Origin of the sequence: Pseudarthrobacter cremeus, from assembly GCF_051857465.1 — a bacterium.
In the GTDB taxonomy this organism is placed as follows: domain Bacteria; phylum Actinomycetota; class Actinomycetes; order Actinomycetales; family Micrococcaceae; genus Arthrobacter.
In genome coordinates this window covers 112,767-125,309 of sequence record NZ_JBPZHC010000010.1, presented here as the reverse complement: position 1 = coordinate 125,309, position 12,543 = coordinate 112,767, and the positions used below count along the sequence as shown (strand labels likewise).

The following is a 12,543-nucleotide window of genomic DNA, read 5'->3' as shown; positions in this document are numbered from 1 at the left end:
CGCCGTTTGCGCGGTTAAGTCCCGTCCACCGAATTTACATCCACAGCGCGGGGCTTGTACAGAGCCCGGGCGGCGAATGAGGGCCGCCCCTGGTCAGTGCAGGACCCTCTCATGCACTCGCCTCGGACTCCGGCCCGAGGGACTTGCCCCAGATGCCGGCAAGTAAGGCCAGGACCAGAATGCCGGGCGCCCCGTACGTGAAAATGTTGCGGACCACGGGCTCCTGAACGGCCCTGTGGTCCGGAACGAGAGGCTGCCGTCCGGCTTCGCTGTCGCTTCGGTGACGCGGTGCGTCTCGACCCGGTGGTCCTCGACGGGAATGTGGTAGGTGATGATGTCCCCGGGCCTGATATCACCGGTGGGTGCGGGCTGAGTCCAGGCCTGCCAGGCGTCATTCTGAGCCCGCCGTAATCCCGTTTGCTTGACGCCTCCAGCGGCTTCCACATATCCTGAACGAACGGTCGGTAAATAATTCAGCCCACGATGACCGTGCATAGGAGCAATCATGGAAGCCACCGCCCTGCGCGACGCCGAAGGCCAGGCCAACTTTGACCGCGTGATCGCCGAGGATTCACGCATTGAACCAAAGGACTGGATGCCGCCGGCCTACCGCAAGACCCTCCTGCGCCAGATCTCCCAGCATGCCCATTCGGAGATCATCGGCATGCAGCCGGAGGCCAACTGGATCTCCCGCGCACCGAGCCTGAAGCGCAAGGCCATCCTCATGGCCAAGGTCCAGGATGAGGCCGGCCACGGGCTGTACCTCTACTCCGCGGCCGAGACCCTTGGCCAGAACCGCGACGACATGATGGACGCGCTTATCGCCGGCAAGGCCCGCTACTCCAGCATCTTCAACTACCCCGCCCGCACCTGGGCGGACATGGGTGCCATCGGCTGGATGGTGGACGGCGCCGCGATCGCCAACCAGGTGCCCCTGTGCCGTGCCTCCTACGGCCCCTACGGCCGCGCCATGGTCCGGGTCTGCAAGGAAGAGTCCTTCCACCAGCGCCAGGGCTTCGAGATCCTCCTGGAACTCGCCAACGGCACCCCGGCGCAGCGTGAGATGGCGCAGGACGCCGTTAACCGCTGGTACGCACCGGCCCTGATGATGTTCGGCCCGCCGGATGACGATTCGCCCAACTCCAAGCAGTCCATGGCCTGGAACATCAAGCGCTTCAGCAACGATGAACTCCGCCACCGGTTCGTGGGCATGATGGCCGAGCAGGTCAAGGTCCTGGGCCTCAAGCTCCCGGATGACCAGATCCGCTTCAACGAAGAGACCAAGAAGTGGGAGCACGGCCCGCTGGACTGGGACGAGTTCCACGAGGTCCTGGCCGGCCGCGGCCCCTGCAACGCCCAGCGGCTCGAACGCCGCAGGGAAGCGCACGACGACGGCGCCTGGGTCCGCGAGGCAGCCGCCGCCTATGCGGCAAAACAGCAGGCAAAACAGTCAATGGAGACGAAGGAATACGCAGCATGAGCGAGAACACCGAGACCCCCGTCAGCCACAGCCAGGGATGGGGGTTGTGGGAGGTCTTTGTCCGGTCCAGCCGCGGCCTGAGCCACGTCCACGCCGGTTCCCTGCACGCGCCGGACGCCGCCATGGCCCTGCGCAATGCCCGCGATCTGTACACCCGCCGCAACGAGGGCGTGTCCATCTGGGTGGTCCCGGCCGATGCCATCGCCGCCAGCGATCCCGACTCCAAGGGTGCGTTCTTCGAGTCCCCGCAGGGCAAGGACTACCGACACGCCACCTACTACACCAAGAGCGAAGGGGTGAAGCACCTGTGAGCGGCCACGGCAACATCTCCACCGGCGTGGCAGGCGACAGCAACGCCTCCGCCACCCGCATCACCCCCGGCAACGCCCTCCGCCCCGAGGACATCGCCCTGGAGGTCCGCACCGGCCTGGCCAGGCCCACCGAGGACGTGGCCGAGTTCGCCCTGCGCGTCGGCGATGACGCCCTGATCCTGGCCCAGCGCCTGGGCCACTGGATTTCCCGGGCCCCCGAGCTGGAGGAGGACATCGCCCTGGGCAACATCGCCCTGGATCAGCTGGGCCACGCCCGCTCCTTCCTCACCTACGCCGGCGGTGCCTGGGACAAGACCGAGGACGAACTGGCCTACTTCCGGAACGAAACCGAGTACCGTTCCATCCAGATCTTCGAGCAGCCCAACGGCGACTTCGCGGCCACCATCGCCCGGCAGTTCATCGTGAGCTACTACCAGTACGAGCTGTACCGCAGGCTGACCCAGTCCACCGATGCCACGCTTGCCGCCATCGCAGCCAAGGCCGTGAAGGAAGTGGACTACCACCGGGACCACAGCGCCCAGTGGGTCCTCCGCCTGGCCGGCGGCACGGACGAATCCCGCCGTCGCATGATCCATGGCCTGAAAATGATGTGGCCCTACGTTGCAGAGCTCTTCCGCGACGACGAGCTGACGGCCCGCCTGGCCGAAACCGGTGCCGCCGTCCAGCCTTCCTCCCTGCGTGCCGAGTTTGACCGGCTGACCGGAGAGATCCTCGCCGAAGCCGAGCTGGAGGTCCCGGACGTGCCCCCGGCACCCGGCGGCGGCAGGCGCGGTGACCACTCCGAGCACCTGGGCTACATCCTCGCCGAGATGCAGCATCTGGCCCGCGAGCACCCCGGAGCGAACTGGTGACCGCCGTGGCCATCGAGCAGGCAACGCAAAGAAGCGCTGCCGACCAGAAGGCCTGGGACATCGCGGCCACGGTCTGCGACCCGGAAATCCCCGTGCTCACCATCGCGGACCTGGGGATCCTCCGGGACATCCACGTGACGGACCACAATGAAGTCACCGCAACCATCACGCCCACGTACTCGGGCTGCCCGGCCATGGATGCCATCCGCGACGACCTCAAGATGGCCTTCGCCAAGGAGGGCTACGCCAGCGTCGAGGTTGACCTGGTGCTGGCCCCGGCCTGGACCACGGACTGGATGACCGAGGAAGGTAAAGCCAAGCTCAACGAGTACGGCATCGCCCCGCCCACGGGAAAATCCGACGCCGCACGGCACGCCGGCCCCATCCGCCTGAAGATGGCCGTGAAGTGCCCGCAGTGCTCGTCCCTGAACACCAAGGAACTCACCCGCTTCGGTTCCACGTCCTGCAAGGCGCTGTACGTCTGCCAGGACTGCAAGGAACCGTTCGACTACTTCAAAGTCCTGTAAGGAAGCCCCCCATGCCTGTTGTCCGCCAGACCGCCGCCGAGACGGCGCAGGCCACCGGCCGCCGTCGTCCGTCCTTCCACACCCTCACCGTCTCCGAGGTGCGCCGGCTCACCGAGGACGCCATCGAGGTCACCTTCGGGGTACCAAAAGAGCTTGCCGGCCAGTTCGACTACCTGCCCGGGCAGTACGTGGCCCTGCGCACCACCCTGCCGGATGAGAACGGCGAGCCGCACGAGGTGCGCCGCAGCTACTCCATCTGCGCCGAGCCGCGCAGCTTCCCGGACGGCAGCAGCGAGATCCGGGTGGCCGTGAAGAAGGACCTGGGCGGGCTGTTCTCCACCTGGGCCAACTCCGAGCTGAAGGCCGGGGACACCCTGGAGGTCATGAGCCCCATGGGCGCGTTTGTGTCCAAGCACGGCCGCGACGGCAAGCCGGTGGACCAGAACGTCATGAACTCCATGAACCATCCGGAGGACCTGGCGGGGGAGCCGGGCAGCTTTGTGGCCATCGCCGCTGGATCCGGCATCACCCCGGTGATCGCGATCGCCCGGACGCTGCTGGCCGCCAGCCCTGAGACCCGGTTCGACCTGATCTACGCCAACAAGGCCGCCATGGACGTGATGTTCCTGGAGGAGCTCGCGGACCTGAAGGACAAGTACCCGCAGCGGCTTGCCATCCACCACGTGCTGTCCCGCGAGCAGCGGATCGCGCCGCTGCTCTCCGGCAGGATCGATTCCGAGAAGCTCCAGCAGCTCCTGGGCACGGCCATCCACGCGGACGATGTGGACGAGTGGTTCCTGTGCGGGCCGTTCGAGCTGGTGCAGCTGTGCCGGGATACCCTGGCCGAACGCGGCGTGAAGCCGGAGCATGTCCGGTTCGAGCTGTTCACCTCCGGCAAGCCGGACCGCCCCGAGGGCAACGCCGGCCGCCCAGTGCTGGTGGACGAGTCCAAGGAGACCTACAAGATTACGTTCAAGCTGGACGGCCTGCAGGGCGAGGTGGCCAGCCCCACGCACGCCCGCGAGTCCATCCTCAACGCAGCGCTGCGGGTCCGGCCGGATGTGCCGTTCGCGTGCGCCGGGGGAGTGTGCGGTACCTGCCGCGCCAAGCTGGTCACCGGCACCGTGACCATGGATGAGAACTACGCACTGGAGCAGGATGAGCTGGACAAGGGCTACGTCCTGACCTGCCAGAGCCACCCCACCAGCAAGGAAGTCACCGTCGACTTCGACGTCTAAGAAGACCCCTTCGCCCACAAACTAGGAGCCCCATGATTTCCCTCTCCATCGCCAACGGCGTCGCCGAAGTGGTCCTGAACGCCCCGCACAAGCTGAACTCACTCGACGAGCAGGCGCTCGCGGATTTAACCCAGGCGTACGACGACGCCGCTGCCGCCGCCTCGCGCGGTGAGGTGCGGGCGCTGCTGCTCAGGGGAGAGGGCCGGGCCTTCTGCGCGGGCCGGGACATCCAGAACGTCACCCCGGAAAGCGACGACGCCGAAGCGTACCTGGCGGGCCTTGTGCAGCCGCTCCTGCAGAAGATGGCAGCCTTCCCCGCCCCGACCTTCGCCGCCGCCCAGGGCGCCTGCCTGGGCGTGGGGCTGGGCCTGCTGCTGGCCACGGACGTGGTGTACGTGGCGGAGAACGCGAAGTTCGGCTCGCCCTTCGCCAAGCTGGGCGCCACGCTGGACTCGGGCGGGCACTGGTACTTCACCGAGCGGCTGGGCATGCACCGGACGCTGGACCTGATCTACACCGCGGAACTGATCTCCGGAGCCGAGGCCGTGGCGCAGGGGATGTTCAGCCGGGCCATGCCCGCGGATGAACTTCTGGACAACACCCGGGACATTGTGTCGAAGGTGGCCACCGGGGCAACGGGTGCGTTTAGGGCGAGCAAGGTGCTCGTGGCGCACATCCGCGACCAGCGGCTGGGCCTGTGGGCCGCCATGACGGAGGAGAACGCCGAGCAGGCGCGCCTTTGCAAGTCGGACGACTACGCCGAGGGCTTCCGGGCTTTCCAGGAGAAGCGTGAGCCAAAGTTTACTGGGTAGATTGCTATCGTGGTGGCTGATTTGTAGGGTTCACCTATGACACTGGGGAAATCTATAACCAAGGCCGTCATTCCTGCTGCCGGCCTGGGGACTCGCTTCCTGCCCGCCACCAAGGCGATGCCGAAGGAAATGCTGCCGGTGGTTGACCGTCCGGCCATCCAGTACGTGGTTGAGGAAGCGGTCCACGCTGGCCTGACCGACCTGCTGATGATCACGGGACGCAATAAGCGCGCCCTTGAGGACCACTTCGACCGTGAGCCAGGTCTGGAGCAGGCGCTTGAAAAGAAGGGCGACCAGGGCCGCCTGGACCTGGTGCAGGAGGCGTCCCAACTTGGCCCCATCCACTATGTCCGCCAGGGCGAGGCCAAGGGCCTGGGCCACGCCGTGCTGTGCGCTGCCCAGCACGTGGGCAACGAGCCTTTCGCGGTCCTGCTGGGTGACGACCTCATTGACGAGGCCGAGACCCTGCTGAGCACCATGATGGAGGTGCAGCAGAAGACCGGCGGTTCGGTCATCGCGCTCATCGAGGTGGATCCTACCGAGATCACTGCCTACGGCTGCGCGGACATCTCAGCCATCGAGGGCGAGGACTACGTCCGCGTGAACAGCCTGGTGGAGAAGCCGGCCGCAGGCGAGGCACCCTCCAACCTTGCCGTCATTGGCCGGTACGTGCTGCACCCGTCGGTGTTCGGCATCCTGGAGACCACGGAGCCGGGCCGCGGCGATGAGATCCAACTGACGGACGCGCTCCAGACCCTGGCCGCCGGCGAGGGCGAGGGCTCGGGCGTGTACGGCGTGGTGTTCCGGGGCCGCCGCTTTGATACCGGCGACAAGCTGAGCTACCTCAAGGCAGTCATTACTCTGGCGTCCGAGCGGGTGGAGTTCGGCGAGGACCTGAAGACCTGGATGAAGGCTTTCGTCGGGTAGCCTCTGAAGCTTCTGTGTTGGCTACAGGCCTTCCGCTGGCACGCGGGAGGCCTGTATTCGTTTAAGAGCCTCAGCGGCAAGCAGAGCGCCTATGACAGCCCCGACTGTGTTTGTGACAAGATCCTGAAGGCTCGCGAATCGGTCGTGAAGAAACAGGAACTGACCCAGCTCCATTGCCCCGGATGCGGTCAGGCCCAAAGCACCGATCTGCCACCAGCGCTTTTCGACGAACGCCAGTGATGCCACTGCGCCCAGCGGAATAAAGAGCACCACGTTGGCAGACGCCTCTACGAACTGGTAGTTGAACCAGCCAGGAACTCCGCGGGCGTGAAGGAATCTCAGGAGGCTGGTGATCTGTCCTTGTAATGGCTGATCGATCGGGCTGGGCCAAAAGGCAACGACCGCCAGTGGAATCAGCATGGCCAGCAGGACGGTGCGCCAGAGCTTGCGGTTTCCGGGGTAGCTCAAGGGGCGTTCAGGATGTTCGCAGAAGTGCCAGAGCGGCCAGTCCCAGCGCGGCGGCGGCCAACAGCCCTAAGAGGATATAGGGAAGTGACTGGGGGCGGGGGAGGGGTATGGAGTAGTCGAACTGCCACGGTGCTCTTCGCCAATGTCTCCCCATAGCTCTAATAGATACCACACGTTAAATGCAGAGGGTGGGTGGTTCTCCGGTTTCCCGGAGAACCACCCACCCTCTTTGGTGCTTGTAGGTGCTACGGTTACGCTGCTGCCTCGGTCTTGGCGCGGCGGCGTACAACAACAACAGAGGCTGCGCCGGCCGCAAGTGCGCCAGCTCCAACCAGGGTCCAGAGGATCAGGCCTGAGTCGGCGCCGGTGTTGGCAAGGCCCGTTCCGGTGTTGGCAAGTGCAGCGCCGCCCGTGTTGGCCAGTGAAGCAGCAACCGTAACCGTGACGGGACCGACGGTGACACCGGAGGTGTTACCTGTTGCAGTGATGGAGTAAGTGCCTGCTTCGCTAATGACGAGCGGGACAGAAATCTTGCCTTGAGCATCTGCCGTTGCACCGAGTGTCTGCGCCTGGTAGACAGGGATCTTTGCGGAGACAGCAGTTCCACCGGTGTTCGCGGCACCTGTGGTGGTGAGCGTAATCGTGATGGTCACGGTTTCGCCGGGCAAGAAGCCCTGTGCAGTGAAGACGAATTGCTCGCCGGGTGCAACAGTGGCATCGTTGACGCCGGCTGCCGGCGCCAGCGGCGGGTAGTTAGCTGCCATTGCCGGCGCAGTGCCGACTAGTGCGAGTGATCCTGCGAGAGCGAGTGCTGCGAGCGTTTTTTTCATTGTTGTCCCCCCGGAGACGTTTAAGTTTTGATGTACCCGAATTGAGGAGGTTTCCTCACCGCACGAGACCTGTGCAGAAATCCCGGATAGATATCCCAAAACAGACCGTATCATCAGAATCCGCTGTGAGCAATCTCAATCCAGTCGGTTTACATAGTGTTAACGGGCCGTCTATGTAGAAGGGCTGCATTCAGAGATTTGTGTGGGCTGAATCACATCATTTACACCCTGAACGGTGGGCGTGACAACCACATTAGGTTCAGAGTGTTGAACTATCTTTCCGAAAGTAAATTCCGCTGTCTTGCTTTCGCCAGGGGCTAGTCTCACTGCCAGGACCCCTACTGGTCTGTTGGCATGGAGATACGGCGCGAAATCCGTTCTCTTACCGTCCAGCTTGGCCGTCTCTACGTGCGCCTGAACGGGCCCATAGGCAACGATATTCGTTTGGACCGAACCTGCTGGAACACCGAAGATTCCGTTTCCCGTTACATAGGCAGGCAGGGAGGTGGCCGCGTCGGCGGGAGCGGTGTTGGTACTCGTGACGCGGACTGTCGTCTGCTGGTACCCGTCTTTGGCGCATTCCTTGACCAGTTGCACTGTGCGCTTGACGTAGTAGTCCATTTTTGCCCCGGTGCCGTCGTTGAAGTAGACGCCGAACTGGGCCGGTGCAACGCTGGATCCCGAAATAGAGCCGCTAATTGGATAACGAGCTAGCTCGGCTTGTTCCAGAGCCCTGTTGGACCAAAGCAGGATCCGGCCTTCTCCCGCGCCACGTGTAACGCCAGCAAGTACCTTTTTTGAGTCACCTTTGCCGGATGATATGGCGGCAAAAATTTCCTGCGCTACGCCAGCAAAGTAGGCATCCTGCTGGGCTGGTTTTTCAACCATCGCGTAAATATCCGAGAGTAAGGTCTGGACGACGTTTGAGCTATTGAGTTCATTGGGCAAGCCAGAATTCGCAAAGTAAGCTAGCTGCGGAGTGTCGTAACGGACAGGTCCCGTCGCTTCGAGAATGTATGACAGTGCTATCGGGTCAACGGAGATGACGCCATCCACGGTGAGTCCTGTCTTGTTCTTCCACATGGACTGAGCAGTAGTCGCTGCTGTAGGGAAATCAGGCGTGAGGTTGATATCTTGGACAAATTTTCCAAGTCTAGTCGAATAAATGTGTTCTTGATCGGGGTCAACAACCAAGGCCGGAACCATTACATCCAAACCACCGGCACTGATTTGATTGCTCAATGACAAGGTTCCATTTTCCATCGTTAGCATTGCCAGAGCCCCGGGGATTCCGCCGGATGCCCGCGCTTCGGCGTTATTTTGGATCATAAGTAGGTAATGGCGGGTGCTGTCCTGAGCCAGCATAGGCGGAGCTAGTCTGGCGACCGCCGCAGCCGCGTCCAGCCCCCCCCGTAACGATCTCAGCTCTTCCCTGGCACTAGTTAAGGGTTGTCCCACTTGTTCCCATAGTTCGTCGCTCCTAATGCTGTCCAGGCGATCACTAGACGAACTTACGGCGTAGGCGGCCGACGTAATTGCGGACTCCACGCTGGCCACGCCCCTAACATTCACCGTTCCTTCACTAGGGATTAGCGCGTCCCAGTCCAGCGACTGAAACGCGTCCGCCAAGGGTCCCGCTCCTAAGGTCGCCACATCATCAGCGGCTGTGGCTACTTCGGAGGCTGCCTGGAGGTTGGGACCTATCCAGGGGAGGGAAGCCCCTACTGTCCATATTGGACTGTTGGCGGCGGCGCGGGCACTGCCGGTGTGTCCCTGAATTGCACGCACCGTATTGCCTAGGGATTCACCATCGGTCCTAGCCACTTCGCTTTTCAGGCGGGGTACTAGCTCTTGGGCTGCTTCGAGTTCGGATTTTATGGTTGTCGCGGTGCTGAGTAGCCACGCCGAGGCGCCAGCGCCAACAAGAACCGTAATTCCGACGATCAGAAAAAACCTGATTACCTTGCCGCGTTTATTCCGCCGAAAGGCATTCAAATTTTCCGTTCGAAACATTCGGGCGGAGCGAGGCGGTTTGGCTTCCATTATATCTTTCGTTGAGTTTGATTAGGGCTGGAATTCTGTTAGACAGCGCCGGTGCTGGCGAAAACGGCTTTGAAGGTCTTGAAGAGGATGAGGATGTCGCCCATGAGGGACCAGTTTTCGACGTAATACAGATCCAAACGGATACTCTCTTCCCAGGTCAGGTTTGAGCGACCGCTGACTTGCCATAACCCGCTCATACCGGGGCTGACATATAGCCTCCGATGGGCAGCGTCATCGTAGAGGGCGACCTCCCCTTCGCGTTGAGGTCTAGGGCCTACAAGACTCATACTTCCACCGAGAACATTCAACAGTTGAGGAAGTTCATCCAATGAAAACTTACGCAAGATGCCACCTATCGAGGTGACTCGTGGATCATTTTCTACCTTGAAAAGAGGTTTTCCGTCTGAACCCTGAGTCCTTAGGAGACCAGCTAATTCAGTATCAGCATCAACCTTCATCGACCTAAACTTCAGCATTCTAAAGGTTGTGCCTCGAAGGCCAACACGTTCTTGTTGATAAAAAATTGGTCCCGGGCTTGTCAACTTGACCCCGAGCGCGACAGCGATAAATACCGGAACAAGAAACGCAGTTAGCAACCCCGCGCAAGCAACGTCAAAGGTGCGTTTCGCAACCTTTTTGCCACCAGTCAACTTTGGGGTCGAGACATGGATGAGGGGGAGCCCTGCTACTGGCTGTGTGTGAATTCGCGGTCCTGCCACGTCCGTGAGGGCGGGTGCCAGGATCATGCCGATTTCTCGTGCTGCAAGCTCCCACCCGAGCTTCCGCAAATCCTCGGGGTTCATGCCGACGCCCGCGGATATCGCGACTGCATCAATTTGCGTTTCGTCTATGACCCGCAGGATTGACAGTAGATCGCTTTCCACCCCGGTAACGGGAATATTCAGTTCTCGGAGGACAGAATTCGGGCTGAGAGCGCCCGGAAGGTGGACAGCGGCAGGCAGATATCCGGCCGTTGGTTCGCTACGCAGAGATCGAACTAAGTGGGCAGCAGAATGAGGTCCCCCAACAATGAGGACCCTTGAAGCGCTTTGCCCGCGACTTCTCTCAAGGGCTAAGTGCTGCCGAACAATCCAGCGCGCAGCCAATAGCCCTAAGGCCCCAGCCGGGAACGCCAACCCCACGAAGCCGCGTGCGGTGTCGATTCGCAGGGCGTAAGAGAAGATCGCCACGAAGCCAAATAACCATGCCGAGGAAGCTAAAACACGTTTGTACTCCTCGGACCCCGAACCGAGGATCGTAGGTTCCCGTGATCCCCAAAATCCCAGCATGATCCACCAAGCAACGGTGAGAGCTCCCGACAGCAGGAGGTAGTCGACCTCCCTAGAGTTGTCGCTGCTTAGATCTGTCAATCCGAACCTGACGCCAAAAGCGCCCGCGACTGCCCAAACAATTACGCCGGCATCTAAGGCACGGAGGCGGCGCGAGTAGCGAGAACGCCACATCCTGTTAGGTCTAACCGCAATACTCGCCACGCCTTCGCCCTCATGGCTCAAGGTCCCCACGTTCACTCCTTGATATTCCCAAGTCTTCGTTCACAGATGTTACCCGTTCTCAGCACGGCCGGAATCGCAAGACCGTTCGTAAGAGGAATTGAGTTGCGCATAGCAGGCCCAAGGCGAGAGGTGTCTCACGTCGGAGCGAAGTGAAGGGGACTGTGTATTCTACACACGAAAACAATCCCCTACTCACGACTGAAGACGGCGTACAAAATCATGGTTAAGACGAGGAGACCCTCGGCAACTATTACGGACCAGGCCATGCCCACGCCCCCGAGTTGCGGAACGAGTATCAACATCGTCACGATGCTGGCGAGCGCGCTTGACACTACTAGGGTGTTGAAGGCCTTTTCGCGTCCCTTAGCCAGCATCCACTGAATCCCCAGGACATTGCTCGCCGCAACGAGGGGCAGAGTAAGACACAGAATCTGGAAGATTGGGATGGTGACACCGTAATCGGGTCCGAAGAAAAGTGGTAATAACCAAGGAGAGAGAAATATCCCGGCCGTTGCAGCTAGTGCAAATGGGACCGTTACACCAACTAAGCTCTTCATCATGAGTTTTTTCGCGTCCGCAGGGTTTTCCGCGTGAAGACGACTGATTTTCGGAAACATTACTTGGCCTACTGGGACGACCAAGCTCTTAGCCGCTGTCGTCAGTCGATCGGCATTGGCGTAATTACCCGTTTCGATGCTGGTAGAAATGCCACGCAAGACAGCGGTGCTACCAGCAGAGTAAATTGTGACCACGGCCCTGTATAGGAATAGGGGAAATCCCTCAAGTAAAGACTTCCCCGCACGACTCATACGGATAGTCGGTAGGCCGGCACCGCGCATCATCCGTGAGATATTCCAAGCCGTTGCCGCAGCAGTTAGGCACGCTTGAGCTCCAAGGACTATCACCGCATCGTTGGGTTGGCGCACAGCTACGAAGATCCAAACAGCGCTGAGCACTTTCGAGGCTACGTCGATGGCCGCTGCGGTCTCCAGCCGTTCTACTCCTTGGAAATACCATAAAGGCGACCAGCCCAAGATGATGGCGTATATCGTACCAGCGATGAAAAGGGCGCCTGATTCCTGAAATGATGGAACGAGAAAGTACAATCCGATTGCTACTAGAATTGCTACAAGACTCAAGATGATTTTTGCGCCAAAGACGTCGCCAATGATTCCCTTGACCTTATCGGGGGAATCCCTTGCCAAGCTGACTGACCGGGTGGCCGTGTACTGGTAGCCATATTCAACGATGATGGCAAGCGTGATCGCCAGAGCCTGAATTGCAGCCAGGTGCCCCCAAGAGGATGGGCCTAGAACGCGTGTCAGGAACGGCATGGTCGCCAATGGGACCGCCAAGGCCGAAACTTGAATCAGCAAGAGAAGGCCTATGCTTTTGCCGGTTTTTAAGGGCATCGACTTGCCGAGTTGCGTTCTGTGTCGACGTTGTCCGTTACGGACTGCGAGGCCGCGCTCGTCAGGCGTATGCATAAGTATGGGTACCTATCCGGTAATAAAAATTCGC

At 61.0% G+C, this 12,543-nt stretch carries 12 protein-coding genes; 7 read left to right on the top strand and 5 right to left on the bottom strand.

The window, feature by feature from the left end; translation table 11 throughout:
- Positions 1–505 precede the first annotated feature (505 nt).
- From paaA to galU, 7 genes are read left to right on the top strand one after another with little or no spacing between them, the layout of a single operon-like run.
- Positions 506–1,480 carry a 1,2-phenylacetyl-CoA epoxidase subunit PaaA gene (gene paaA, locus ACS5PJ_RS17705; protein ID WP_439436170.1) on the top strand — a complete coding sequence of 325 codons (975 nt, stop codon included), beginning with the start codon at positions 506–508 and terminating at the stop codon, positions 1,478–1,480.
- Positions 1,477–1,791: a 1,2-phenylacetyl-CoA epoxidase subunit PaaB gene (paaB, locus tag ACS5PJ_RS17700; RefSeq protein ID WP_439436169.1), complete on the top strand. Its 315-nt coding sequence runs from the start codon at positions 1,477–1,479 to the stop codon at positions 1,789–1,791. Before paaA ends, paaB begins: the two co-directional genes overlap by 4 nt.
- The gene (gene paaC / locus ACS5PJ_RS17695; protein ID WP_439436168.1) at positions 1,788–2,663 is read left to right on the top strand and encodes a 1,2-phenylacetyl-CoA epoxidase subunit PaaC; all 876 of its coding nucleotides are present in this window, start codon (positions 1,788–1,790) and stop codon (positions 2,661–2,663) included. The genes paaB and paaC overlap by 4 nt, the downstream gene beginning before the upstream one ends.
- The gene (gene paaD, locus ACS5PJ_RS17690) at positions 2,660–3,190 is read left to right on the top strand and encodes a 1,2-phenylacetyl-CoA epoxidase subunit PaaD (RefSeq protein WP_439436167.1); all 531 of its coding nucleotides are present in this window, start codon (positions 2,660–2,662) and stop codon (positions 3,188–3,190) included. Before paaC ends, paaD begins: the two co-directional genes overlap by 4 nt.
- Positions 3,191–3,201: 11 nt before the next feature.
- Complete coding sequence (gene paaE, locus ACS5PJ_RS17685) at positions 3,202–4,428, top strand: 1,2-phenylacetyl-CoA epoxidase subunit PaaE (protein ID WP_439436166.1); 1,227 nt, start codon at positions 3,202–3,204, stop codon at positions 4,426–4,428.
- Positions 4,429–4,460: 32 nt separating this feature from the next.
- A complete protein-coding gene (locus tag ACS5PJ_RS17680) occupies positions 4,461–5,240 on the top strand; it encodes an enoyl-CoA hydratase/isomerase family protein (protein WP_439436165.1) in 780 nt (259 codons plus the stop codon).
- 36 nt (positions 5,241–5,276) lie between these two features.
- Entirely contained in the window at positions 5,277–6,167 is an 891-nt protein-coding gene (gene galU / locus ACS5PJ_RS17675; protein WP_439436164.1) for a UTP--glucose-1-phosphate uridylyltransferase GalU, read from the top strand.
- A 21-nt stretch (positions 6,168–6,188) separates the two neighbouring features.
- Here galU and ACS5PJ_RS17670 read toward each other — a convergent pair whose 3' ends face one another.
- The 5 genes from ACS5PJ_RS17670 to ACS5PJ_RS17650 all read right to left on the bottom strand — a co-directional run bounded on the left by ACS5PJ_RS17670 (position 6,189) and on the right by ACS5PJ_RS17650 (position 12,434).
- A complete protein-coding gene (locus ACS5PJ_RS17670; RefSeq protein WP_439436163.1) occupies positions 6,189–6,635 on the bottom strand; it encodes a VanZ family protein in 447 nt (148 codons plus the stop codon).
- A gap of 251 nt (positions 6,636–6,886) precedes the next feature.
- A complete protein-coding gene (locus ACS5PJ_RS17665) occupies positions 6,887–7,465 on the bottom strand; it encodes an LPXTG cell wall anchor domain-containing protein (protein WP_439436162.1) in 579 nt (192 codons plus the stop codon).
- A gap of 171 nt (positions 7,466–7,636) precedes the next feature.
- Positions 7,637–8,830, bottom strand: a complete 1,194-nt coding sequence (locus ACS5PJ_RS17660) for a DUF4012 domain-containing protein (RefSeq protein ID WP_439436161.1) — start codon at positions 8,828–8,830, stop codon at positions 7,637–7,639.
- Positions 8,831–9,546: 716 nt separating this feature from the next.
- A complete protein-coding gene (locus tag ACS5PJ_RS17655) occupies positions 9,547–10,971 on the bottom strand; it encodes a sugar transferase (protein WP_439436254.1) in 1,425 nt (474 codons plus the stop codon).
- A gap of 239 nt (positions 10,972–11,210) precedes the next feature.
- A complete protein-coding gene (locus tag ACS5PJ_RS17650) occupies positions 11,211–12,434 on the bottom strand; it encodes a flippase (RefSeq protein ID WP_439436160.1) in 1,224 nt (407 codons plus the stop codon).
- Between the last annotated feature and the right edge of the window lie 109 nt (positions 12,435–12,543).

Bases quoted from the DNA above. Each gene is read 5' to 3' on its own strand.
- paaA (WP_439436170.1), top strand. From the start codon at position 506: ATGGAAGCCACCGCCCTGCGCGACGCCGAAGGCCAGGCCAACTTTGAC.
- paaB (WP_439436169.1), top strand. From the start codon at position 1,477: ATGAGCGAGAACACCGAGACCCCCGTCAGCCACAGCCAGGGATGGGGG.
- paaE (WP_439436166.1), top strand. From the start codon at position 3,202: ATGCCTGTTGTCCGCCAGACCGCCGCCGAGACGGCGCAGGCCACCGGC.
- ACS5PJ_RS17680 (WP_439436165.1), top strand. From the start codon at position 4,461: ATGATTTCCCTCTCCATCGCCAACGGCGTCGCCGAAGTGGTCCTGAAC.
- galU (WP_439436164.1), top strand. From the start codon at position 5,277: ATGACACTGGGGAAATCTATAACCAAGGCCGTCATTCCTGCTGCCGGC.
- ACS5PJ_RS17665 (WP_439436162.1), bottom strand. From the start codon at position 7,465: ATGAAAAAAACGCTCGCAGCACTCGCTCTCGCAGGATCACTCGCACTA.
- ACS5PJ_RS17660 (WP_439436161.1), bottom strand. From the start codon at position 8,830: ATGCTGGCTCAGGACAGCACCCGCCATTACCTACTTATGATCCAAAAT.
- ACS5PJ_RS17655 (WP_439436254.1), bottom strand. From the start codon at position 10,971: ATGTGGCGTTCTCGCTACTCGCGCCGCCTCCGTGCCTTAGATGCCGGC.
- ACS5PJ_RS17650 (WP_439436160.1), bottom strand. From the start codon at position 12,434: ATGCCCTTAAAAACCGGCAAAAGCATAGGCCTTCTCTTGCTGATTCAA.